Here is a 23,704-nt window from a genome sequence, read left to right on the forward strand (position 1 = left end):
CCGGTTTAGAGGGGGGCGGGGCGTTGCGTGAGCGGAAATCCGCTCATTGTGGCTGGGTGTGTGGGCGGTAATCCGCTTATGCGGGGAGAGATTCTTCGTCTGTGGCGGCCCTATCGCGAGCAAGCTCGCTCCCACATTTGTCCGGCGTACACATCAACCTGTGGGAGCGGGCTTGCTCGCGAAAGCGGTGTGTCAGCCCATTCAATACCGACTGACTCGACGCCTTCGCGAGCAAGCCCGCTCCCACATTCGTCCGGCGTACACATCACCCTGTGGGAGCGAGCTTGCTCGCGATGAGGCCGGTACAGACACAGCAAATTCAGCGGGCCCTACAAAAACATCTCCCGATTCAAGCCATGTCGCTGCATCTTTTCATTGAAGGTGCGGCGTGGCAGTTGCAGTTCTTCTAGCACGGCTTTCACATCGCCTTTGTGCCGAGTCAGGGCGGCGCGCAGGCACTGGGCTTCGAAGGCTTCCTGCTGGGCCGCGAGGGACTGGCCCGGCTCCGTCTCCAGGACGGGCAGTTGATCCAGCCCCAACACCTGGCGCTCGGCGACGTTGGCCAGTTCCCGCACGTTCCCCGGCCAGTCGTGGCTGAGCAGATGGCTCAACTGCGGACCGCTCAGGGGCGCAGCGGGGCGGCCCAGGCGTTCGGCGGCGTGATGGGTGAAGTGTTCGAACAGCAGGGGAATGTCCTCGCGCCGTTCGCGCAGCGGCGGCAGGCGGAGCTCGGCGATGTTCAAGCGATAGGCCAGGTCTTCGCGAAAGCGTCCGGCCCGGGCTTCGTCCAGCAGGTCGGGCTTGGTGGCGGCGATGATGCGCAGGTCCACCTGGATGCTCTGGTTGGAACCCAGGCGTTCGAGTTTCTTCTCCTGCAACACCCGCAGCAACTTGACCTGCTGGGCCAGGGGCATACTTTCGATTTCGTCGAGAAACAGCGTACCGCCGTCGGCGTATTCGAGTTTGCCGATGCGCTTGCCTTGGGCACCGGTGAAGGCGCCGCTTTCGTGGCCGAACAGCTCCGCCTCGAACAGCGGCTCGGGAATGGCTGCGCAGTTCAACGCGACGAAGGGTTTGCTCGCCCGCGGGCCGAAGTCGTGCAGGCAGCGGGCGACGAGTTCCTTGCCGCTGCCGGTCTCGCCGCGGATCAAGACGTTGACCGGCAGTGCCGCCAGGTCCAGCACCTGGCGCCGCAGGTTTTGCAGGGCACGGGACACCCCCAGCAGCGTGCCATCGAGCCGGGCCCGGGCGTCGGCCTGTTCATGCAGGCGGCGGTTTTCCAGGACCAGGGTGCGCTTGTCCAGGGCCCGACGCAGGCTGCCGAGCAGGGCTTCGGGGCTGAAGGGTTTTTCCAGGAAGTCGTAGGCGCCGTCGCGCATGGCCTCCACGGCCATGGGCACGTCACCGTGGCCGGTCAACAGGATCACCGGCAGGTCCGGATCGCGGCGGCGTACTTCGGCCAGCAGCTCCAGGCCGCTGAGGCCGGGCATGCGCACGTCGCTGAGGATTACTCCGGGGAAATGCTCCGGCAACCGGGCCAGGCATTCGTCGGCGCGGCTGAACAGTTGCACCTGGAACCCCGACAGGCTCAACCATTGCTCGACGGCACTGCGAATGCTGCCTTCGTCATCCACGACCATGACTGAATCAAGCATGCAGTTGCGCCTCCTGATCGATGGGCAAGGTCACGCAGAATACCGCGCCGTGCTCGTGGTTGTCCGCGCTCAGGCGCCCGCCGGACTCATGGATGATTGCAAACGAAACCGCCAGCCCGAGGCCCAGGCCATCGCCCACGGCCTTGGTGGTGAAAAACGGATCGAACACCTGGGCCAGGTGTTCCTCGGCGATCCCGGTGCCGCTGTCGCTGACGCTCAGGCGCCACAATTGCTCATCGGCTTCCAGGCGTACTTCCAGGCGCTTGATGGGTTGGTCGGCCATGGCGTCGAGGGCGTTGCGCAACAGGTTGATCAACACTTGTTCGAGGCGGATCGCATCGCCGCGCACCCACGCCGGGCGGGTCAGGTGCAACACGGTGCTGACCTGTTCGTCGCGCAGGCGCGTGTCCAGCAGTTGCAGGGCCTGGTCCACCACCGCCGCCAGGTCCAGGCGTTCGCGCAGGCCGCTGGGGCTTTTGCGGGCGAACGTCTTCAAGTGGCCGGTGAGGGCGGCCATGCGGGTCAGCATGTCGTCCACCGGCTTGAGGGCCTTGTAGGCGTCATCGACCCGACCGTGATCCAGCAGCAAGCGCAGGGTTGCCAATTGCATGCGCTGGGCGGTCAAGGGTTGGTTGATTTCATGGGCCAGGGCCGCCGACATCTGCCCCAACGCCGCCAGCTTGGCCGATTGCACCAGGCCGTCCTGGGCGGTGCGCAGATCCCGGGTGCGCTCCTCCACCAGCCGTTCCAGCTCTTCGCGGCTGCGCTGGCGCAACCTTGCCAGGCGCCAGCGTTGGTTGAGAAACAGCAACAGGAACACCAGCGTCAGCCACAACCCGGCGGCGGCAAGCCCGGCGTTGCGCAGGTCCTCGAAGGCGATCTGTGGGCGACGCAGCAAGTGCAGGGTCCAGCCTTCGGCGCTCAACGGCAAGGATTCCCACAGGTAGTCCGCCGAGCCATCGGGGGCCTCGACCCGGGCCAAATGGCTATTGTCATCGAAGCGTCGCAGCGGTTCATAGGCCAGGGGTTGCAACGGTTGTTTGTCGTATTGGCGGGTGGCCTTGAGTTCGGCACGGTCGCTGTCGGTCAGCGGCTGCAAGTGGCGATAACGCCAGCCTGGGCGATTGGCGATGAAGATGATGCCCCGGGCATCGCTGACCAGCAGGGTGTCGCTGCCCTGGCGCCATTCGCGTTCCAGCTCCGGAAACTCCAGCTTCACCACCATCGCGCCAAGGAACTCGCCGTTGTCGCCGGTCACGGCGCTGGAGAGGAAATACCCCGGGATGCCGCTGGTCACGCCCACCGCATAAAACCGCCCGGTGCCCTGGGTGCGGGTCTGGAGGAAATAGGGACGGAAACCATAGTTGTGCCCGACATAGCTGCTGGGCAGGCGCCAGTTGCTAGCCGCGACGGCCAGGCCTGTGTGGTCGAGCAATTCCAGGGTGGATGACTGGGCGGCGCCATTGATCTGTTCGAGCTTGCGGTTCAACGCGTCCTGCTGCGTCGCACTGACCGACCCCTTGAGGGCCGAGCGCAACTCCGGATCCAGCGCCAGCACAGCGGGCAGGGCACGGTAGCGTTCGATCAGGGTGTGCAACGAGTTGGCGTACAGCGCCAACTGTTGGCTGGCCCGGCTGGCGTCCTCTTCCAAGGCCACGCGTTCGGCGTGGCGCACGGCGAGGGTGGCGGCAACCGCCGCGCCGGTGAGGATCAGCAAGGTGTACAACGACAGACGCAAGGTACGGGTGGTCGGCAGCATGCTGGCGTAAACCAGTGGAAAGTCGGGCGGGCACGATAGCATGGCGGTTGCTTTGAGCGATCATGTACTTGAGCCTGCCCATGACCAGTGTGGGAGCGGGCTTGCTCGCGAAGACGTCGGCACATCCAACATCGATGTCGGTTGACCCACCGCCATCGCGAGCAAGCTCGCTCCCACACTGGGACCCAGGTGACCACAGCACCTCAATTCACCGCTTATCCCCTGTGGGAGCGGCTTGCTCGCGAAGACGCCGGCACATTCAACATTGATGTCGGCTGACCCACCGCCATCGCGAGCAAGCTCGCTCCCACACTGGGACCCAGGTGACCACAGCACCTCAATTCACCGCTTATCCCCTGTGGGAGCGAGCTTGCTCGCGATAGCGGCGGGTCAGTTTTACTTGAATGCTGGATACAAACCGTTGTGGCTGGTTTCTGTGCGCACAAAAAAGGCCGGTGGACTTGTCGCCCCACCGGCCTTTTTCACTGCGCCAAAATGCCTGTTACTGCACTTCGACCGCCAGGCTGTCGCTGATCTTCTTCTGCCAGATGGCAGGACCCGTGATGTGCACCGACTCGCCCTTGCTGTCTACGGCGACAGTCACCGGCATGTCCTTGACCTCGAACTCGTAGATCGCTTCCATCCCCAGTTCGGCGAACGCCAGGACTTTGGATTTCTTGATCGCCTGAGCCACCAGGTAAGCAGCACCGCCGACGGCCATCAGATAGACAGCCTTGTTGTCCTTGATCGCTTCGATGGCGGTCGGGCCGCGCTCGGATTTGCCGATCATGCCCAACAGGCCGGTCTGCTCGAGGATCTGGCGGGTGAACTTGTCCATCCGCGTGGCGGTGGTCGGACCAGCAGGGCCGACGACTTCTTCGCCTACCGGGTCGACCGGGCCGACGTAATAGATGAAGCGGCCCTTGAGGTCCACCGGCAAGGTTTCACCCTTGTTCAGCATCTCGACCATGCGCTTGTGCGCCGCGTCGCGGCCGGTGAGCATCTTGCCGTTGAGCAACACGGTTTCGCCCGGCTTCCAGCTCTGCACGTCTTCCGGCGTCAGGGTGTCGAGGTTGACGCGACGGGCCGACGGGCCGGCTTCCCAGACGATTTCCGGGTAGGCGTCCAACGGTGGCGCTTCCAGCGACGCCGGGCCCGTGCCGTCCAGCACGAAGTGGGCGTGACGGGTGGCGGCGCAGTTGGGGATCATGCACACCGGCAGGGAGGCGGCGTGGGTCGGGTAGTCCATGATCTTCACGTCGAGCACGGTGGTCAGGCCACCCAGGCCCTGGGCGCCGATGCCCAGTTGGTTGACCTTCTCGAACAGCTCCAGGCGCATCTCTTCGATACGGTTCTGCGGGCCGCGGGCCTTGAGTTCGTGGATGTCGATGGACTCCATCAAGACTTCCTTGGCCATCACCGCGGCTTTCTCGGCGGTGCCGCCGATGCCGATGCCGAGCATGCCCGGTGGGCACCAGCCGGCGCCCATGGTCGGAACGGTTTTCAGCACCCAGTCGACGATGGAATCGGACGGGTTGAGCATGGCCATCTTCGACTTGTTCTCGGAGCCGCCGCCCTTGGCCGCCACGTCCACTTCCACGGTGTTGCCCGGGACGATGGAGTAGTGGATGACCGCCGGGGTGTTGTCCTTGGTGTTTTTACGTGCGCCTGCCGGGTCGGCGAGGATGGAGGCACGCAGGACGTTTTCCGGCAGGTTGTAGGCGCGACGCACGCCCTCGTTGATCATGTCGTCCAGGCCCATGGTCGCGCCATCCCAACGCACGTCCATGCCCACGCGCACGAACACGGTCACGATGCCGGTGTCCTGGCAGATCGGCCGATGGCCGGTGGCGCACATGCGCGAGTTGATCAGGATCTGCGCCATGGAGTCACGGGCCGCCGGCGATTCTTCGCGCAGGTAGGCTTCGTGCATCGCCTGGATGAAATCCACGGGGTGGTAGTAGGAAATGAACTGCAGGGCGTCGGCAACGCTCTGTATCAGGTCATCTTGCTTGATCACGGTCATGAGTCGCGCTCCTCTCTAAAGACGGGAACATTCAATAAGGTGCCGGCCGCTTGGGTGCATCGGTCGACGGGCGGCACCTCTATAAGGCACGCCGGGCATGCTGGCGCGACGCTAAAAAGGCGCGGCAGTATATCGCAGGCCGGCACCCTGTGGGAGCGAGCTGCCTTTGTGGCGAGGGGATTTATCCCCGCTGGGCTGCGAAGCAGCCCCAAAATGACTGAAGGCGAACACCCTGACACACCGAGTTGACTGACTTTCAGGGCTGCTTCGCAGCCCAGCGGGGGATAAATCCCCTCGCCACAGGGTCACCTGCCAGCATCAAACAACTGCGTCAATCTGGGCCATTGCTTTGACGCCATTTTTCTGCTCCAGAATTGAATGGTCATTTGTCCTACACGCCACTAAAGTGGCGTCTGGCCTGTAGCGTAGGACGCCTCCTGTCAGTTTCCTTTCCCATGGTGAGTCAACGATTGACCCATAACGCCATTCAAACGTCTTTTGCTGAAACGCTTCGCTTTGGCGGCCGCGACGTACGCGCTGGCACTGGTTTTGTTGTGGCTGGCATTTTTCAGTGGGCATTACCTGGATTCGTTGCGCGGTGCCATCATCGGCAGCGTGTTGGTCGTGCTGTGCCAGGCCGGGTTGTTCGCGCTGTTTATCACCGACCGCAACCTGCGTTTCGCCGACCCCAGCCTCACCGAAGTCCAGGTGTTGATCGGCCTGGGCTGGCAGACCTGGATGATGGCGCACCTGGACCAGGCCCGGGGCGTGTTCCTGGTGTTCTATGTGCTGATCCTGCTGTTCGGGCTGTTCCACCTGTCACGCCGGGCCTTTGTGCGCTGCGCGTCACTGGTGTTCATCAGCTTCACCGCGATTACCCTCTGGGACGGTTACTTCTTCAGGCTTCCCGATCCCACCCTGGCCGGGTTGCAGGTGGCCGTGCTGTTTCTCGTGCTGGTGTGGCTGGTGTTTTACGCCCGCTACGTCCAGACCTCACGCCAGCGCATGCGTCAGCGGCGATTTGCCTTGCAGGCGCACCAGGACACCTTGCGCGGCATGATGCGCCAGCTCGAAGACCTGGTGGCCACTGATGAATTGACCGGGCTGTTCAATCGCCGGCACTTCCTGCGCCTGGCTTCGCGCGAACTCAACACCCTCAGGCCCGGCGTCGCCCATGGCCTGGCCTTGATCGACCTCGACCATTTCAAACGCATCAACGACCTGCACGGCCACGCCGCTGGCGACCAGGTGCTGCAGGCGTTTGCCGCAGTCGCCACGGCGTGCCTGCGCGAGGGCGATGTACTGGCCCGCTATGGCGGCGAGGAATTCGTCATGTTGTTGCCCGCTTGCGATCCCCAGCGTCTGACGGCCTGTTGCGAGCGGCTGCGGCTGGCATTCACCGAAGTCGAGTTGATCGGCCTGCAGGTCGGCGCCCTCAGCCTGTCGGCGGGCATGACGATGCTGGACATGGGCGATGACCTGGACAACGCGTTGCAGCGTGCCGACCAGGCCCTGTACCGTGCCAAGCGAGACGGCCGCAATCGTTGCGCCGCCGCCTGGGAGAACGTCGATGCCTGAACTGACAGTCGCTGGCCGGCGATGGACGGTGGCGGCCGGCAGCAACCTGCTGGACGCCTTGAACGGCGCTGGCGTGGCGGTGCCCTACAGTTGCCGCGCCGGGAGCTGCCACGCCTGCCTGGTGCAATGCGTGGGGGGCGATGTGCGTGACAGCCGGCCCGACGCCTTGAGCCCGACACAGCGCGACCAGGGGTGGCGGCTGGCCTGCCAATGCCAGGTGGTCGAGGATGTGCAGATCCACACCTTCGACCCGCAACGCGATGGCCAGGGCGCCCAGGTGGCGGCTGTGGATTGGCTGGGCGGTGAGGTGCTGCGCTTGCGCGTCACCCCCGAGCGGCCGCTGCGGTATCGGGCCGGGCAGCATCTGGTGCTGTGGGCCGGAGACGTGGCCCGGCCGTATTCCCTGGCGAGCTTGCCCGAAGAAGACCGTTTTCTGGAGTTCCACCTCGATTGTCGCGAGCCCGGCCAGTTCATCGAGGCGGCCCGGCAGATGAAGGCCGGCGACCCGATCCGCCTGGGCGAACTGCGTGGCGGCGCTTTGCACTATGACCCCGACTGGCACGCCAGGCCGCTGTGGCTGCTCGCCGCCGGCACGGGTCTGGCGCCGCTGTTCGGCTTGTTGCGCGAAGCTTTGCGCCAGCATCACCAAGGCGCGATTCGCCTTATTCACGTGGCCCATGACGCGGCCGGGCATTACCTGGCCAAACCCCTGGCGGCGCTAGCGGCCAAGCATGAAAACCTCTCGGTGGAGCTGCTGACCGCGGCCGAGGCGCCGCCCGCCTTGGCGCAACTGCGGCTTGTTTCCCGGCAAACCCAAGCCTTACTCTGCGGCCATCCCGACCGGGTCGAGGCCTTTGCCAAGCGTTTGTACCTGGCTGGCTTGCCGCGCAATCAACTGCTGGCCGACGTCTTCCTGCCCCGTGGTTGAGCGCTGATTTCCAGACGCGAGACCGATCATGACCGAAACCCTGTTGCTCGACCGTGAACGCGGCGTGCTGACCGTGCGCTTGAACCGCCCGGAAAAGAAAAACGCCCTGACCCGGGCCATGTACAGTCAATTGGCCCAAGCCCTGGCGGTGGCGGACAGCGACCCGCAGGTTCGCGCGGTGCTGCTCAGCGGTTCCAGCGATTGCTTCACCGCCGGCAACGACATCGTCGACTTCCTCGAACAGCCACCCAACGACCTCGATAACCCGGTGTTCCAGTTCATGCTCAGCCTGCTCGATTGTCGTAAACCGGTGATCGCCGCCGTGGCTGGGCCCGCGGTGGGCATCGGCACCACGTTGCTGCTGCATTGTGACCTGGTCTACGTCAGCCGGGACGCGCGGCTGCGCATGCCGTTCGTCAACCTGGGGCTGTGCCCGGAGTTTGGCTCCAGCCTGATTCTGCCGCGGCTGCTGGGTCAGGCCAGGGCTGCGCAATTGCTGCTGTTGGGCGAGGGCTTCAGTGGCGAACAGGCGGTTGCGTGGGGCATTGCCACCGAAGCGCTGGACAGCGGTGAAGCGGCATTGGCCAAGGCGCGGGAGGTGGCGTTGCGCTTCGAATCGCTGCCGTCTGATGCGGTGCGCATCAGCAAGCAACTGATGAAAGCGCCGGACCGGGAACTGTTGCGCAAGGTGATTGAAGAAGAGGGCAAGCTGTTCACCCAACGCCTGCGCTCGCCCGAGGCGCTAGAGGCGTTGTCGGGATTTATCAACAGGCATTGAGTTTTGTGGTGCCTGGCCCGGCTCTATCGCGAGCAAGCTCGCTCCCACAGTAGATCTGTGGTGTTCATGAATAATGTGTCCAACACAAGACCCCTGTGGGAGCGGGCTTGCTCGCGAAAGCGGTGGGTCAGCTTGCATCCATTTTGAATGGGCTGACGCCTTCGCGAGCAAGCCCGCTCCCACAGGTGAGATGTGTACGCAGTCCAAAATGTGGGAGCAAAGCTTGCTCGCGAAAGCGGTGGGTCAGCTTGCATCCATTTTGAATGGGCTGACGCCTTCGCGAGCAAGCGCGCTCCCACAGGTGAGATGGGTACGCAGTCCAAAATGTGGGAGCGAGCTTGCTCGCGATGGGGCCAGTCCAAGCGCCACATTTTTTGCAGGCAAAAACCAAAAAGCCCCACCATTCACATGGCAGGGCTTTTGTTTTTCAGCGCTTGGTCACTCAGACCATCGGGTCGCCAACGTGCAGGATCTTCATCCCGTTGGTGCCGCCGATGGTGTGGTAGCTGTCGCCCTTGGTCAGGATGACCCAGTCGCCAGTCTGCACCACGCCGCGCTTGACCAGCTCATCCACCGCCGCCTGGCTGACTTCGCCCGGTTGCAGGGCGGCCGGGTCGAACGGCACGGTGTAGACGCCACGGAACATGGACGCACGAGCCTGGGTTTCACGGTGCGGGGAGAACGCGTAGATCGGCACCGAGGAACGGATGCGCGACATGATCAGCGGCGTGTAGCCACTTTCGGTCAGGGCGATGATCGCCTTCACGCCCGGGAAGTGGTTGGCGGTGTACATCGTTGCCAGGGCGATGCTCTCGTCGCAGCGCTCGAAGGTCTTGCCGATGCGGTGGCTGGAGGTCTTGCTGGTCGGGTGCTTTTCAGCACCGATGCAGATACGCGCCATGGCCTGCACCGCTTCGAGCGGGTAGAGGCCGGCGGCGCTCTCGGCCGAGAGCATCACGGCGTCGGTGTAGTCGAGCACGGCGTTGGCTACGTCGGACACTTCGGCGCGGGTCGGCATCGGGTTCTGGATCATCGACTCCATCATCTGGGTCGCGACGATCACCGCTTTGTTGTGACGGCGTGCGTGCAGAATGATTTTCTTCTGGATGCCCACCAGCTCGGCGTCGCCGATTTCCACGCCGAGGTCGCCACGGGCCACCATCACCGCGTCGGACGCCTTGATCAGGCCATCGAGGGTTTCGTCGTCGGCCACGGCTTCGGCGCGTTCGATCTTGGCCACCAGCCAGGCGGTGCCGCCGGCTTCGTCGCGCAGTTGACGGGCGTATTCCATGTCGGCGGCGTCACGGGGGAAGGACACGGCGAGGTAGTCGACTTCCATTTCCGCGGCCAGCTTGATGTCGGCCTTGTCTTTCTCGGTCAGGGCCGGAGCGGTCAGGCCACCACCGCGACGGTTGATGCCCTTGTGGTCCGACAGCGGGCCGCCGATGGTCACGATGCAGTTCAGTTCGGTGGCGGTGGCGGTCTCGACACGCATCACCACGCGACCGTCGTCGAGCAGCAGTTCGTCGCCCACGCCGCAGTCCTTGACCAGGTCCGGGTAGTCGATGCCGACCACTTGCTGGTTGCCTTCGGTCAACGGATGGCTGGTGGAGAAGGTGAATTTGTCACCGATCTTCAGCTCGATGCGCTTGTTGGCGAATTTGGCGATGCGGATCTTCGGGCCTTGCAGGTCACCCAGCAGGGCAACGAAGCGGCCGTGCTTGGCGGCGAGGTCGCGTACCAGCTTGGCACGAGCCTTGTGCTCTTCGGGAGTGCCGTGGGAGAAATTCAGACGGGCAACGTCCAGGCCAGCCAGAATCAGCTGTTCGAGAACTTCCGGCGAATTACTGGCCGGGCCAAGGGTAGCGACGATTTTGGTGCGACGGACGGACATGCAAGACTCCTCAAGTTCAAGCGCCAGCGAAGGCTACTATGCTCTTTGGGTGTAGTCATTGTTCATATGCACTACTTTTTCGTTTGTTTTTCGAAATGAACATTCCTGAAAATTTTTGCGCCTTGGAAGAACTGCGATGGAATGACCTGTGGGAGCACAGCTTGCTCGCGATGGCGATCTTGAGTGCGCCATCGCGGGCAAGCCTTGCTCCCACAGGGCCTTCATTCACATCCCTGTTCCCACCGTTCATCATTCCCCTTGCCAGAGGGGCGGCGCCCGGCCCATTTTCGGGCTGAAGATTTTCTGGCCCAGGTCGATACAGAGCTCAAGACAGGAGAACCTCCCATGCGATTCGTGCTTTTTGTTGCCCTGGCCCTGAGCGTCACGGGCTGCACCCGTTGGTCGATGAACCACCACATGAACCTGGCCTACAAAGCCTATGACCGTGGCAATTGCGAGCAGGTCATGCTCGAACTGTCCAAGGTCGACCGCGCCAGTCGCGCCCGCCGCTACATGCAGCCGGAAGTCTCGATGCTGCGCGGCCAGTGCCTGGAACGGCAGAAGCTGTTTATCGATGCGGCGCAGACCTACCAGTTCATCATCACCCAATACCCTAACAGCGAATACGCGTTCCGCGCCCGCGCTCGGCTCGAAACTTTGCAGAGCCTGGGTCATTACCCGACCCGCAGTGCGTCGGCGATCCGCCCTTCGTCTTGACCCGCTCTACGGTGGCCAGGCGCAATCCTGGCCACCTCTGCCTGTCATGTTTATGAAAATCAATACATGAGACTGGTTGTCATCCCACCTTGGGCTATATTTGTACAAGTCGTAGTTAGAGCAAGATCTCTACTTTATAGAAGCACCTGAGACCGGCAGAAGTAGGCTCAAGACGGTTGATAGCGTCTGGCACCGGGATTGGGGAGAGCGGGCTCGCTTGGGTTCGTTCCGAAGTGATCGGTAGGCCCTGTACGTGGCCGCTAGAAAAGCGATACAAGACATGTACAAAGAGCGTCGGATCGAACGGCATCAGTTGCCGTATTTCCTCAAAGTGTTCAACGGAATCAACGACAGGCCTATCGGCTTTTTGGGCAATGTTTCTGACAATGGGCTGATGCTGATCAGCCCTCTGCCGTTGATGGTCGGTGCGGAATTTGACCTGCACCTGAAAATTCCCGCCGACGAAGGGCCGCAGCAAAACATCAAGCTGAAAGCCAGGTGCCTGTGGTGTCATGAAGACGTGACCCCTCAGCATTTCGACGCCGGGTTCAGCTTGTTGTGGGCGCCACCGGACTATGGGGAGTTGGTGAGCGCGTTGCGGCAGTATTTCTGTTTTTATCCGTTGCCCGCGTCGGCTTGAGCATGGCGGGGCACTGACTTTGTGGGAGCGAGCTTGCTCGCGATGGCGGCGGTAGATTCAGCATTGCTGCAAGCTGACCCACCGCTATCGCGAGCAAGCTCGCTCCCACAGGGTTGTCATTTATCCCATTTCTTACAGATCATTCGGCCTTCAGCGCTGAACCCTCGTTTCGTTATCCAGCATCTTCTCCAGCAACAACACCCCCATCTCGCCCATCTGGTGAATCGCCAGGGCCAGGTTGCGTGGGGCGCCTTCGAGGTCTTCCGATAAATCCAGGATCAGCGTGCTCACCGAGCAGAAGGTTTCGTAAGTGTGCGCGAGCATGCCTTCGGGGTCGGCGTCGGGGGCGACGATGAAGTAGTCCGGTTGTTTGTATGGTTTTTTATCGGGTTGGCCGTGGTTGGGCTTGAGGTAGTAGTCGAGGGCTCTTTGAGCAGCTTCGTCGAGCTTTTCGGGGTCGAGGGTTTCTGGGGCTGTGTGCGGAGGATTTGGTGTTTGCTTGAACATAGTCGTTTTTCCGTGATTGGAGCAGCCACTCTGTTCGCGACTAAACGAGGGGTGGCGGCTGGACGCAGGTTAGTCGACCGGTGGAAAAACGAAGCCCGGCGCGCCCGAGGGCGCCCTGCGCACAGCCACCATCAAGTGCGGGGATAGGGGAACCCGACTGAAGGACGCGTGTGCACATCGTTTTTACCACCGGGCGACTAAACCCGATCGCTGGATATCAGCGACGCGAATCAAGTTACGGGGCGACGTCAAAGCGCACAAGCCGGCGGATTCTGGCGGATCTGTAGTCCGTTGCGCAAGGCGCTGTAGTCAGCCGGAGTTTTGCCGGCTCGCTGTAGGTCCTAGACGGTCCCGCATGACCGGGGTGTCGCTCCAGTGCGAAGCGCTCCCCAAAAGGGGCTGCTGCGCAGCCCAGCGGGAGCAAGCTCCCTCGCCACGGGTTCATCGCTTTTATTAAGTGATCAGCTCTAGGCCGTCCCGGCCTTTTTCCAGGCCAGGTATTGGGTCACCAGGTCCGCGCCCAACTCACTGGGGCGTGAATCCAGGGCCGGGACGCCGTGGGCCGCCAGCTGCTTGTGCAGCTCGGCCCGGGCATTCAAATAGTCCACCGTCCCGCAATAGGCCAAGGCCTGCGGCAGGGTTTGCACCGGTGCCTGGCGCAACCGATCAAGGGCTTCTTCCCGCAGGCTGGCCACCAGCACCCGATGTTGTTGCCCCAGCCGTTTCACGGCCGCGAGCAGGTCCGCGTCGTCCTCATCCCGCAGGTTGGTCACCAGCACCACCAGGGCCCGGCGCTTTTGCCGGGCCAATAGCTCGGTGACGGCCGCCTGGTAGTCGGCGGGGCGTTGGCTGCTGTCGAGGTCGTACACGGTGTTGAGCAGCACGTTGAGCTGGCCGGTGCCTTTGACTGGGGCGAGGTAGCGCGACTGTTCGCTGGCGAAGGTGCTCAGGCCCACGGCATCGCCCTGGCGCAGGGCGGTGTAGCTGAGCAGCAGGCACGCGTTGAGGGCGTGGTCGAAATGCGCCAGCTCGCCGTCCTGGCTGCGCATGCGCCGGCCGCAGTCGAGCATGAAAATGATCTGCTGGTCGCGCTCGTCTTCGTATTCCCGGGCAATCGGCGTGCGATGGCGGGCCGTGGCCTTCCAGTCGATCTGGCGCAGACTGTCGCCCTCGCGAAATTCGCGCAGTTGATGGAATTCCTGTCCCTGGCCGCGGCGTTGACGCTGGCGAATGCCGAGCTGGCTGAGCCAATTGTCTACCGCCAGCAGTTGACCGTCGTAGAGCCGGGCGAAATCCGGGTAGACGCGGGTGTGGTCGACGGCGTCCAGCAGGCGCTTGTCGGTCCACAGGCCCAGTGGGCTTGGCAGGTTGGTTTCGCACAGGGTGAAAGTGAAGTGACCGCGCTTGAGCGGGCGCAGGCGGTAGCCGACCTGGCTGCGCTGGCCGGGTTGCAGCTCGACCGACAGCGGCAGGTTTTCGAAGTCCAGGCCATCGGGTACATGATCGAAAAGCTGCACGTGCAACGGTTGTGCAACGTCATGGCTGATGTCCAACCGCACGTCGCTCCAGCGGCCCAGGGCCAGGCTCCCGGGCATCTGCCGTTGCACCCGGGGCGAGGGCAGGCGCCTGACGCGCACCGCGTCGAGCAGTGCCAGGGCCAGCAAGGCCAGCAGTAACCCCCAGTTGATCGACAGCAGCGTCGATGGCACCGCGATACCCAATGCCCGCAGTGCACCGAGCACGATACTCACGGCCAGCAACAGGGCGAGCCAGGTCAGCAGCAGGCGGGAGGGTTTCATCGGTGCATGCCCTTTGGAAGAAATGCAGAGCGAGCTTTTGTGCAGAGGGGACTCATGTGGGAGCAAAGCTTGCTCGCGAAACAGGCACCTCGATTTCTGCGAGACCGCGTCGCTTCCATCGCGGGCAAGCCTTGCTCCCACATAAATTCCCTTATCATGCTGGTGTTATTCACAACCGCGGCGCCGGCACTTGATCGAGCAGTTGCCCCAGCACCTGGTCCACCGACAGCCCTTCGATGTCCAGTTCCGGCGCCAGGCGTACGCGATGGCGCAGCACGGCCAGGGCGCAGCCCTTGATGTCGTCCGGCACCACGAACTCGCCGCCGCGCAACAACGCCCGCGCCCGGGCGCAACGGACCAGTGCAATCGACGCGCGAGGCCCGGCGCCGAGGGTCAAGCCCGGCCAACTGCGGGTGGTGCGAGCCAGGCGCACGGCGTAGTCGAGCACCTGGTCGTCCATCGGCAGGTCGCTGGCGATGCGTTGCAACGCTTGCACGTCCTTGGCCTGCAGCACCATGCGCAGCGGTTGCACGTCGAGCATGTCGGCGCGGGTCGAGCGGCTGACCTGGCGCACCATGTCCAGCTCCTGGTCGGCGTCCGGGTAGTCCATGCGCACCTTGAGCATGAAGCGGTCGAGCTCGGCTTCCGGCAGCGGGTAGGTGCCTTCCTGTTCGATGGGGTTCTGGGTGGCGAGCACCATGAACGGCTGGCTGATGGGCAGGGCACGGCCTTCGAGGGTGACCTGGCGCTCCTGCATGGCTTCGAGCAGTGCGGCCTGGGTCTTGGCCGGTGCGCGGTTGATCTCGTCGGCCAGCAGCAGGTTGGTGAACACCGGCCCCTTGCGCAACTTGAACTGCTCGGTCTGCAAGTCATACACCGCGTGCCCGGTGACGTCGCTGGGCATCAGGTCGGGGGTGAACTGGATGCGCGCGAACTCGCCGTTGAAACAGCGGGCCAGGGCTCGCACCAGCAAAGTCTTGCCCAGCCCGGGAACGCCTTCGAGCAGCACGTGGCCGCCGGCGATCAGCGCCGTGAGCACATCGTCGATCACGCTGGCCTGGCCGACCACCGCCTTGCGCAGCTCGGTGCGGATGGCCTGGGCCAACTGACTGGCGCGCTGGCGCTGTTGGGCGGCATGGGCCTGGCCGTCGGTAGGTTCGTTCTGTTCAGTCGTCAATTCTTGCGTTCTCCTAACGGTTAAATCCTATTACGCGTGATCTAACTCTTTCATCCTTCAGTGCCGGGCAGTGACAACTGAGTCGCCGGCACACCTTAGCCCATTTGGAAATGCAGGTTGGGAAAGATCAGCCCGGCGAAGCGTGCGGGCAAACCCGCTTCCACTGTACGGGATCTGGGGGTACTGCTTACCACGATCCCCGCTTCGATCAAGCGGCTCAGTTCCTCCGTCGCAAGCCGATCCTTCAAACCTGTGAACACCTTGAACTCCGCACGCGGCATCGCACCTTGGGTGAGAAGCGCCAGCACGGCAGCCGCGCTGGTGGGCCTGATGCCGGCACGGCGAAGGTCGGGATCGGTTGAAAACACATGAACAACCTGCTCGCGCAGCTTGGCTGGGTTTAGCGAGGTCGTCATGTATTCAATCTGGTCGTGGCAGACATCGAGCATGAATTCGATGAAGTTGAAGTAGTGACGCTGTGAGAGTTGGCCGCGCCCGTCATAGTCACCCTCGCGAGGGCGATCAGCCAGAGCCAGGAAGCGATAGTACTCATCTTGCCTGCGCGCCAGGCCACGAGACAGTGACCAGAGGAAAGGTTTTAGCCCGAGGTGAACCAGTTGCAGGTGGGTGAGCATCCGAATCACCCGACCATTGCCGTCAAGGAAGGGGTGAACAAGCGCCACTCGGTGATGGCCTGCCAGGGCAGCGATCAATTGCCGTCGCGGATCCCTGATTCGTCCGTAGTGCAACTGCAGATGCTCAAGCATGGGCAATACAGCGGCAGCCGCAGGAGCGATATGCGCGCCGACTTGAACCTGTTCGTTCTCTTCGGCCCGCAGTCTGCCGGGTTCCATCATGCGACCATCGCCCAAGGTCAGTTCCTGCGTGGAAGCATCCTTGAACAGTCGACGATGGATGGCGGCGATCAACTTGGGATCGAACATGGCAGAGAAATTGTCCGCTGGCCGCATGCGAAGCAGCCGCTCCATCACCTCCTGCTGCGTCATGTGTTGCACGGCAAGCTCTTTGAGCTCTTTTCTTTCCCGTTTTGGTGTCGTGCGAGCAATCTGGAGGTCGGCGATCTCGGTTCGATGCCCTTCGATCAGATTCGAGTAGTAGGTATTGGTGATGCGCAGCAGGCCCGCCAGTTGCCTGGATGTCTCATCGGCCAGCCGTCCGGCAAGAAAGGCTGCCTTGCGCGGCAACTGATCCGCGGCCTGAATGATCGAGTCGGGCAGGTTTTCTGGCAGTACGGGGTCAAGGTACGTTTTTGAAGTGATCATTATTTGCTTCCGGCGAGCGCAAACGACTTTTTTTGGGTAATTCCTGCGGAAATTTATGCGGAAAATAAAATGGTCTGTAAAGCCCGTAATTTCTAGCTTTATCGAAGCCGTAAGATAGATGATTCCCAGTAATTTTGCGGATTTTTTTGCGGAAAATTTATAGAGCATTCCTGAGGGTTTGCAAATGGGCGACCTGGCGGCAGAACTCGGCGCTGGACATCCGCTGTTTCGGCCGTGGGCTCAAGGCCTGGCTGATGGCCCGTGTGGGTTGCCGGGTCAGGCGGGCGAGTACCTGCCATTGTTCGGCGACGGCCAGTTGTTCGAAGCCTGGGTGAAGATGGCGTGCCCGGCGCAGCACGTCTTGTTGCAAGGCGTGCAACAGGTGCTGCTGGCCGTTGTGGCGCAGGTGGAAACCGGCGCTGGCCTGCACGTGTTCTTCCAACTGACGCCGCGCCTGGGAGGCCGGGGGTTGCAGCGGGCCGTGGCGCACCGCCGAGCGCCAGAACCACAGGGCAACCAAGGCCAGCAGTGCCACCAGCGCCTGGGGGAAATAGCGCAGCAACAGGGTCAGCAGGGTGTCGTGGTCGGTGTTGAACAGCAGGGTGACGTCCGTGTCGGCGCTCAAATACCAGAGCAGCCAGGCGTTGTCGTACTGGTCGATGGCGTCGTTCTTCCACAGCTCGGCGTCGGTGATCACGGTGATCGAGCCCAGGCCAAGGTTCAATTGCATCATGTGGGTCGAGGCCGCGCTGTTGGCCCAGGCCTGGGCCAGGTTGTGCGGGTCTTCTAGGTGGAAGTCGGTGTCGAAGCCGGCATACGCTGGCGCCTCTTCGTCTTCCAGGTAGAGCTTGGTCAGTTCCGGGTAACGGTCCTTGATCAGTTCGGGCGCGGGCTCCTTGAGGTCTTCGCTCAGGAGTTGGCGCAGGCGCACGCGGTCGAGCAGCAGGTCGCCGCTGCTGCCGGTGCTCTTGTCCCACAAGGCTTCGGCCACAAAGACCAGGCGTCCGCCGGCCCGGGTCCAGTTCATCAACTGTTCGACTTCCCGTGGCGTCATGTGGGTGCGCTCGCCCAGCCACAGCAGGCTGTGCTGGCGTGGCTCCAGTGTGGGCAGCACTTCCAGGCTGTTGGCGTGCTCGACGTTGATCCCCCGCTGGCGCAGGAACAGTTCGGCGGCCAGGTAAGGGTTGGCCTGGGCTTGCGGGGAGGGGCCGTGTTCGACGACCTCCTCATAAGGCACGGCCTTGGTGTAGAGATAGAAACCGAATACGCACACCACGGCGGCCAGCACGGCGCCGATCAGCCACCCCGCATGCCGGCTCATCGAGACGCTCCCGGACCGAACAGCCCGCGCCAGCCGTCACACAGTTCCTGTTGCAGGTGGGTCGGCGGTGGGCGATGCCCATAGGCAATGTTCTGCCAATGCACGGTCAGGCTTTGGCTGAAGCCCAGCAGGTTGTCCTGTTTGAGCTGTTCGACGCGTTGCAGCACCTGGCCTTCGGTGTCGGACGGTTTCAAGGGGATCTTGAAGTCATGGTGCAACCGGCTGAGCAGTGCCCGGTACAGCAGGCCCAAGGCTTCACGGGGTTGCGTGGCCCACAGCTGTTCGACGCTGGCGGCGACGTCGGTCGGCAGGCTTTCTTCACGAATATCCAGGCCGAACATGTGGGCCGGCGCTGCGCGTTCCACGGGCAGGCGTTGCGTCGGTCGGCGATTGACCAGGGCTTTGAGCCGTTCCCGGTAGTGCCAGGCCAGCCAGACGATCGCGCCCACCAGGCAGGCCCACAGCGCGACCTGGATCAGCGCGGCGGCGATGTCGAAGCGTTGGCCGCCGAGCCATTTGAACAGCGCCTTGAGCCAGCTCGGTTTGGCCTCGGTTTCGTCGGCGGATTCGGCGGTTTCTTCACCGAAACGATAACGGGTGACGGTCTCGGGGTTCTTGAATGGCGGGGCGTCGAGGATCGCCTTGATGCTGTCCCGGGAAGCTTCGCTGGTAAGGGGTTGGTTGAGCAGCCGCGGGCTGTCGGGGTCGCTGTTGTCTTCAGCGGCAAACGCCGGGGGCGCCAGTGGCAGCATCACCAGGGCCAGCAGCAACAATGCCGGGGCCACGCCGCTCAGGCGCTGGCGCAGGCGCCGGAACACCAGCTCGATGTCCCACGCCTCGAGGATCGTGCGCCGGTTCAGGTAGAGGCTAAAGCCGCAGGCGACGTACACCGGCTCCCACAAGATCAGCAGCAGCGGGTAGAGGAAGTTGACCAGGTGCTCGAACCACAACCAGTCCTGCTCGGCCGCTGACACCAGCATTTCCCAGTCCCATTGCAGTTCGACTTGTTGCGGCACGAACAGGTAGAACAGGGCCATCAGGCCGAACCACAGGGCGGTTTCCAGGTGCATACCGATAATGGTCAACCATTGCGCCGCGCCGCGGTTGCGTTGCAGCAACACCTGTATGCGTTGCGCCCGCGCCTCACCGGCGAGCCCTTCGAGTTGCACCACCGGCAGCAGGAAGCTGCGACTCAGGCTCAGCCGGCGCCAGGTCAGGCTGGCCAGCAACTGGGGCTTGAGCAGCGCCGGCCATTGGCGCAGGGCCTGCCTCAAGGTGGGGGTTTCGCCAAACAGCGCCTTGGACAGGATGTACAGGGGCAAACGGTCAAAGGCCGGTTTCAACCACCAGAACAGCATTACCACCAGGGACGGTGAATCCCACAGCAGCAGGGTCAGCAACAGGTACACCGGCAGCGTGATGATCGCCCAACTGGTCATCAGCAGGCGTCGATGCTGCTGGCTCATCAATATGCCAAGGTCCATGGCTTCCCAGGTGGTGCGTGGACGGATGACGACGGTGGCATCACTCAGGCGCATGGCGGACCCGTCCGGCAAGCGACAGATAGCTGATGACCAACAGCCATAGCAAGGCGCCCACCGTGTATTTGGTGGCGGGTGTCACCGCGCTGGAGGACCAGTAGGCCTCGATGAACGCGGCAATGAGCAGGAACAGCATCACCCCGCCGATCATCAGCACGCTTTTACCCGCCGCAAGCCGCAAGGCCTCGCCCCGGGTCAGGCGCCCCGGGGCGATCAAGGCCCAGCCCAGTTGCAGGCCCGCGGCACCGGCCAGGGCGATGGCGGTGAGTTCAAAGGCACCGTGGCCGATCACGAACGACCAGAACGTTCCCCCGGAGCCGATCTGGGTCAGGTGCCCGGCCACCGCGCCAATGGTCAGGCCATTGAAAAACAGGAAGAACGCGCTGCCCAGCCCAAACATCAAGCCACTGGCGAACGTCTGAAAGGCAATGCCGATGTTGTGCATGATGTAGTAGCCGAACATGACCCAGTCCTCGCTGGCGGCCCGTTCGACCGAACGCCCCAAGTGCCCGGAGGCCGGGTCATACATGCTGCGGATCTGGCTGATTTCGTCGGCGCCCAGCACGCTGTAGACCAGTTCCGGGAACAGGTAGACCAGCAGCCCGATGCCCACCAGGCTGCCCAGGAACATCAGACTGGCGGCCAGCACGAAGCGCCATTGTTCACGTACCAGGCGGGGAAAACCGACCAGGATAAAGGTCGAAAGGCTGGCCGAGGGGCGGCTGCGATCCCGGTAGAGTTGCTGGTGACCGCGCAGCGCCAGTTGTTGCAGGGTGTCGACCAGCAAGCTGCTGTAGCCCCGGGCCTGGGCCAGCGCCAGGTGATGACAGAGCCGTCGGTAGGCGGCGGGGAAGTCACCGCTCTGGGGCACGTTGCGGCTGCGCTCCAATTGATCGAGTTGCCGGGACAGATGCTCCCATTCTCCTTGGTGGCGACTTTCGAACAGGCTTTGCTTCATGTCGGCCCCAGCAGGCCGCGGGCGATGCCATTGAGTTCGGCGGTGGCATTCGGCCCCTGGACGTTCAGTGGTGCGGCCAGGATCGCCGCCAGTTCGTTGACCCGCGCCTGGGACAATTCTGCCTGGCGTTCGGCGAAGCCCAGCACGGCGCGTTGCTCATGCAGGTTCAGGGGGAAAGGCGTGCGTATCGGCGAGGCCATGGGCAATGCGGGGCGTTTGACCGGTTGTTCGCGATACACCACCAGCGTGCCGGCAGCGAGGTCGCCCAGGCGCTTGAACGCCGGATGCTGCAGGCAGCAGATGGCGCCGAAGGTGTAGCCGAAGGGCAGCATGTCGACGAAACGCAGCAGGTTGCGGATCAACGATGCCGACCAGCCGATGGGCCGGCCATCGTCCTGCACCACGCGCAGCCCCATGATCTGCTTGCCGGGAGAGCGCCCCTGGTTGAGTACCTCGAACAACACCATGTACCACCAGCTGACGACAAACAGCAGGATGGAGCCCAGGCCGAGCCCCAGCTCGCCGAAAAACGCCAGGACCAGGAAAAAAACACCCAGGACCAACCCGCGTATGCCCAAATCGATGGCGAAGGCGATTGCACGCGGCATCAACCCCGCCGGACGCAGCGGCAGGTCGATGCCCTCCGGCGTTTCCACCTGATAACGCGTGTCCAGGGGCGCGGGCAGCGTCGCGTTCCTTTGCAGTGCTGGTGTCTCGAGCATGGGCAACCTGTGATGGGCCAGACCGAATGTTCAATCTCGGCCCAGATGCTAGCAGTCTTCGCGCGGGCAAACGATAGAACAGTGTGGGGCATTTCATGGTTTGCAACAGGATTGAGAGGGCGAACACTGTCTGCATCATCTTGTGGGATTGAACATCGCAGCCGTGAGCACCGGCGTTCAACTGTGGGAGCGGGCTTGCCCGCGAAGGCGTCGGAACATCCAGCATTGATGCAAGCTGAGTCACCGCTTTCGCGAGCAAGCCCGCTCCCACAGGGGATTTAGGGTGAATACAAATCCTGCAATCGCCCGAAAAACCATTGTGGGAGCGGGCTTGCCCGCGAAGGCGTCGGAACATTCAGCATTGATGCAAGCTGAGTCACCGCTATCGCGAGCAAGCTCGCTCCCACTGGATGGGGGGTGGCGCCCGTGCTGGCATTCAAAAGTTACGGCACTGCTGGTCTCAGGCAGGTTCAAGCGCCTAGACTTCGCCAGTCTTCAGTTCAGGAACAACCCGTGACTTCCATCTTCTGGTACGACTACGAAACCACCGGCATCAACCCGCGTTGCGACCGGCCCTTGCAGGTGGCGGGTATCCGTACCGATTTCGAGCTCAATGAAATCGACGAACCGGTGAACCTGTATTGCCGCCCCAGCGATGACATCCTGCCGCATCCGGCAGCCTGTGCGATTACCGGCATCACCCCGACGTGCCTGGCCGAAAAAGGCTTGAGCGAAGCCGATTTCATGACCCGCGTCCACGCGCAGTTGGCCGCGCCCGGTACCTGTGGCGCCGGCTACAACACGCTGCGCTTCGACGATGAAATGACTCGCTACAGCCTCTATCGGAATTTCTTCGACCCGTACGCGCGGGAATGGCAGGGCGGTAACAGTCGCTGGGACTTGATCGACCTGGTGCGCGCGGCCTATGCGCTGCGCCCGCAAGGCATTGTCTGGCCGCAAGAGGATGGACGCGTCACCCTCAAGCTCGAACGCCTGACCGCCGCCAATGGCATCGATCATGGCCAGGCCCACGATGCGTTATCGGACGTGCGCGCAACCATCGCCCTGGCCCGTCTGATCCGTCAGCGGCAACCCCGGCTCTACGACTGGTTGTTCCAGCTACGCAGCAAACAGAAGGTGATGGACCAGATCCGCCTATTGCAGCCGATGGTGCATATTTCCGGTCGCTTCTCGGCGGCGCGCAACTACATCGGCGTGGTATTGCCGCTGGCCTGGCACCCGAAAAACCGCAACGCCCTGATTGTCTGCGATCTGCACCTGGACCCCCAGGGCTTGTTGGATCACGACGCCGAAACCCTGCGCCAGCGTTTATATACTCGCCGTGAAGAACTGCTCGAAGGTGAGTTGCCGGTGCCGCTCAAGCTTATCCACATCAACAAATGCCCGGTGGTCGCGCCGTTGTCGGTACTGCGCGTCGAGGACCAGCAGCGGCTGGCACTGGACATGGAAAGCTATCAACAGCGTGCATTGCGGCTAACTGACGCACAGAAAGTTTGGCAGGATAAACTTCAGGCTATTTATGGCCGTGAGGATTTCACCGCCAGCGAGGATCCCGAGCAACAGTTATACGCGGGCTTCTTGGGCGATCGTGATCGGCGTTTATGTGAACAAGTGCGCCTGGCGGATCCGGCGCAGTTGGCTCAAGAGCACTGGCCTTTCGATGATGAGCGTCTGCCGGAACTATTGTTCCGATATCGTGCACGCAACTTTCCAGAGACCTTGAATCCCGAAGAGCAGGGGCGTTGGAGAATTTTCTGTCAACAACGTCTGGCCGCCCCGGAATGGGGAGCGCCTAATACCCTGCAAAGTTTTGACGAGGCGATGGGAGAGTGGATGGCCCTGTCTACGCCAATGCAGCAAGAAGTACTCGCGCAGTGGCAGGGCTACAGCCAGCAATTGCGCAAACGTTTAAGCCTGGAATCGCAATGAAATGAAAAGATAACAGGCATAAAAAAACGCCAGTCATCACTGGCGTTTTTTGTTCGCAAAGAAGCTTGCGCCGCGGCGGGCTTAGCCCAGCAGGGTTGCCCAACCTTCTACCACGTCACCGCCCCACTTGGCTTTCCACTCTTTCAGAGTCTTGTGGTTGCCACCTTTGGTTTCGATGACTTCGCCGTTGTGCGGGTTCTTGTATTGCTTAACTTTGCGAGCGCGCTTGGTGCCAGTAGTTTTGACGGCGCCACGTGGCGCTTTGCTCGACTTGGCTTCTGGATCCAGCAGGGCAATGATGTCACGCAGCGACTTGGAGTATTCGCCCATCAGCGTGCGCAGTTTGCCTTCGAATTCCAGCTCGGTTTGCAGTTTGTCGTCTTGCGACAGGTTTTTCAGGCGAGCTTGCAGTTCTTTGATGGCTTCTTCTGTGGCGCGGTATTCATTGATCAAGGACATGTGGACTACCTT

18 protein-coding genes and 1 pseudogene are annotated in these 23,704 nt (G+C 62.5%); 6 read left to right on the forward strand and 13 right to left on the reverse strand.

The window, feature by feature from the left end; genetic code table 11:
• Window positions 1-329: 329 nt before the first annotated feature.
• From PSH84_RS02320 to PSH84_RS02330, 3 genes are all read right to left on the reverse strand, one after another.
• The gene (locus PSH84_RS02320; RefSeq protein WP_305482246.1) at window positions 330-1,655 is read right to left on the reverse strand and encodes a sigma-54-dependent transcriptional regulator; all 1,326 of its coding nucleotides are present in this window, start codon (window positions 1,653-1,655) and stop codon (window positions 330-332) included.
• A complete protein-coding gene (locus PSH84_RS02325; RefSeq protein ID WP_305468272.1) occupies window positions 1,648-3,414 on the reverse strand; it encodes a sensor histidine kinase in 1,767 nt (588 codons plus the stop codon). The genes PSH84_RS02320 and PSH84_RS02325 overlap by 8 nt, the downstream gene beginning before the upstream one ends.
• A 502-nt stretch (window positions 3,415-3,916) precedes the next feature.
• On the reverse strand, window positions 3,917-5,440 hold the full coding sequence (locus PSH84_RS02330; RefSeq protein ID WP_305468270.1) for a fumarate hydratase: 1,524 nt from the start codon (window positions 5,438-5,440) through the stop codon (window positions 3,917-3,919).
• Window positions 5,441-5,910: 470 nt separating this feature from the next.
• Here PSH84_RS02330 and PSH84_RS02335 point away from each other — a divergent pair.
• From PSH84_RS02335 to PSH84_RS02345, 3 genes and pseudogenes are all read left to right on the forward strand, one after another.
• A pseudogene (locus tag PSH84_RS02335) lies at window positions 5,911-7,018 on the forward strand (GGDEF domain-containing protein).
• Complete coding sequence (locus tag PSH84_RS02340; protein ID WP_122567106.1) at window positions 7,011-7,946, forward strand: iron-sulfur-binding ferredoxin reductase; 936 nt, start codon at window positions 7,011-7,013, stop codon at window positions 7,944-7,946. The pseudogene PSH84_RS02335 and the gene PSH84_RS02340 overlap by 8 nt, the downstream one beginning before the upstream one ends.
• Before the next feature lie 28 nt (window positions 7,947-7,974).
• Window positions 7,975-8,724, forward strand: a complete 750-nt coding sequence (locus PSH84_RS02345; protein WP_305468269.1) for an enoyl-CoA hydratase — start codon at window positions 7,975-7,977, stop codon at window positions 8,722-8,724.
• 442 nt (window positions 8,725-9,166) lie between these two features.
• Here PSH84_RS02345 and pyk read toward each other — a convergent pair whose 3' ends face one another.
• Window positions 9,167-10,618, reverse strand: coding sequence for a pyruvate kinase (pyk, locus tag PSH84_RS02350; RefSeq protein ID WP_122567104.1), 1,452 nt, complete (start codon window positions 10,616-10,618; stop codon window positions 9,167-9,169).
• A 345-nt stretch (window positions 10,619-10,963) separates the two neighbouring features.
• On the opposite strand from pyk, the gene PSH84_RS02355 reads away from it, so the two are divergent.
• Both PSH84_RS02355 and PSH84_RS02360 read left to right on the forward strand, forming a co-directional pair.
• A complete protein-coding gene (locus PSH84_RS02355) occupies window positions 10,964-11,335 on the forward strand; it encodes a tetratricopeptide repeat protein (protein ID WP_122567103.1) in 372 nt (123 codons plus the stop codon).
• A 280-nt stretch (window positions 11,336-11,615) separates the two neighbouring features.
• Entirely contained in the window at window positions 11,616-11,975 is a 360-nt protein-coding gene (locus tag PSH84_RS02360) for a PilZ domain-containing protein (RefSeq protein ID WP_122567102.1), read from the forward strand.
• A 150-nt stretch (window positions 11,976-12,125) separates the two neighbouring features.
• Here the strand turns inward: PSH84_RS02360 and PSH84_RS02365 are convergent, their stop codons facing one another.
• The 8 genes from PSH84_RS02365 to PSH84_RS02400 form a co-directional block, all read right to left on the reverse strand.
• Window positions 12,126-12,482: a DUF6124 family protein gene (locus PSH84_RS02365; protein WP_122567100.1), complete on the reverse strand. Its 357-nt coding sequence runs from the start codon at window positions 12,480-12,482 to the stop codon at window positions 12,126-12,128.
• A gap of 467 nt (window positions 12,483-12,949) precedes the next feature.
• Window positions 12,950-14,281 (reverse strand): DUF58 domain-containing protein, encoded by a 1,332-nt coding sequence (locus PSH84_RS02370; RefSeq protein WP_122567099.1) that lies wholly within the window; start codon window positions 14,279-14,281, stop codon window positions 12,950-12,952.
• 169 nt (window positions 14,282-14,450) lie between these two features.
• Window positions 14,451-15,458, reverse strand: coding sequence for an AAA family ATPase (locus tag PSH84_RS02375; RefSeq protein WP_092473074.1), 1,008 nt, complete (start codon window positions 15,456-15,458; stop codon window positions 14,451-14,453).
• A 95-nt stretch (window positions 15,459-15,553) separates the two neighbouring features.
• Window positions 15,554-16,741 (reverse strand): Fic family protein, encoded by a 1,188-nt coding sequence (locus PSH84_RS02380; RefSeq protein WP_305468262.1) that lies wholly within the window; start codon window positions 16,739-16,741, stop codon window positions 15,554-15,556.
• A 157-nt stretch (window positions 16,742-16,898) separates the two neighbouring features.
• Entirely contained in the window at window positions 16,899-18,062 is a 1,164-nt protein-coding gene (locus PSH84_RS02385) for a DUF4350 domain-containing protein (RefSeq protein WP_305482247.1), read from the reverse strand.
• Entirely contained in the window at window positions 18,059-19,600 is a 1,542-nt protein-coding gene (locus tag PSH84_RS02390) for a DUF4129 domain-containing protein (RefSeq protein WP_305468259.1), read from the reverse strand. The genes PSH84_RS02385 and PSH84_RS02390 overlap by 4 nt, the downstream gene beginning before the upstream one ends.
• Window positions 19,587-20,561 carry a stage II sporulation protein M gene (locus PSH84_RS02395; RefSeq protein WP_305468258.1) on the reverse strand — a complete coding sequence of 325 codons (975 nt, stop codon included), beginning with the start codon at window positions 20,559-20,561 and terminating at the stop codon, window positions 19,587-19,589. The genes PSH84_RS02390 and PSH84_RS02395 overlap by 14 nt, the downstream gene beginning before the upstream one ends.
• The gene (locus PSH84_RS02400) at window positions 20,558-21,283 is read right to left on the reverse strand and encodes an RDD family protein (protein ID WP_305468256.1); all 726 of its coding nucleotides are present in this window, start codon (window positions 21,281-21,283) and stop codon (window positions 20,558-20,560) included. The genes PSH84_RS02395 and PSH84_RS02400 overlap by 4 nt, the downstream gene beginning before the upstream one ends.
• A 513-nt stretch (window positions 21,284-21,796) precedes the next feature.
• Here PSH84_RS02400 and sbcB point away from each other — a divergent pair.
• Window positions 21,797-23,233 carry an exodeoxyribonuclease I gene (gene sbcB / locus PSH84_RS02405; RefSeq protein ID WP_305468254.1) on the forward strand — a complete coding sequence of 479 codons (1,437 nt, stop codon included), beginning with the start codon at window positions 21,797-21,799 and terminating at the stop codon, window positions 23,231-23,233.
• Between the two features lie 81 nt (window positions 23,234-23,314).
• On the opposite strand, the gene mvaT is transcribed toward sbcB, so the two are convergent.
• Window positions 23,315-23,692, reverse strand: coding sequence for a histone-like nucleoid-structuring protein MvaT (mvaT, locus tag PSH84_RS02410; RefSeq protein ID WP_003205091.1), 378 nt, complete (start codon window positions 23,690-23,692; stop codon window positions 23,315-23,317).
• Window positions 23,693-23,704 lie beyond the last annotated feature (12 nt).

The sequence above is a fragment of the Pseudomonas beijingensis genome (assembly GCF_030687295.1).
Classification (GTDB): domain Bacteria; phylum Pseudomonadota; class Gammaproteobacteria; order Pseudomonadales; family Pseudomonadaceae; genus Aquipseudomonas; species Aquipseudomonas beijingensis.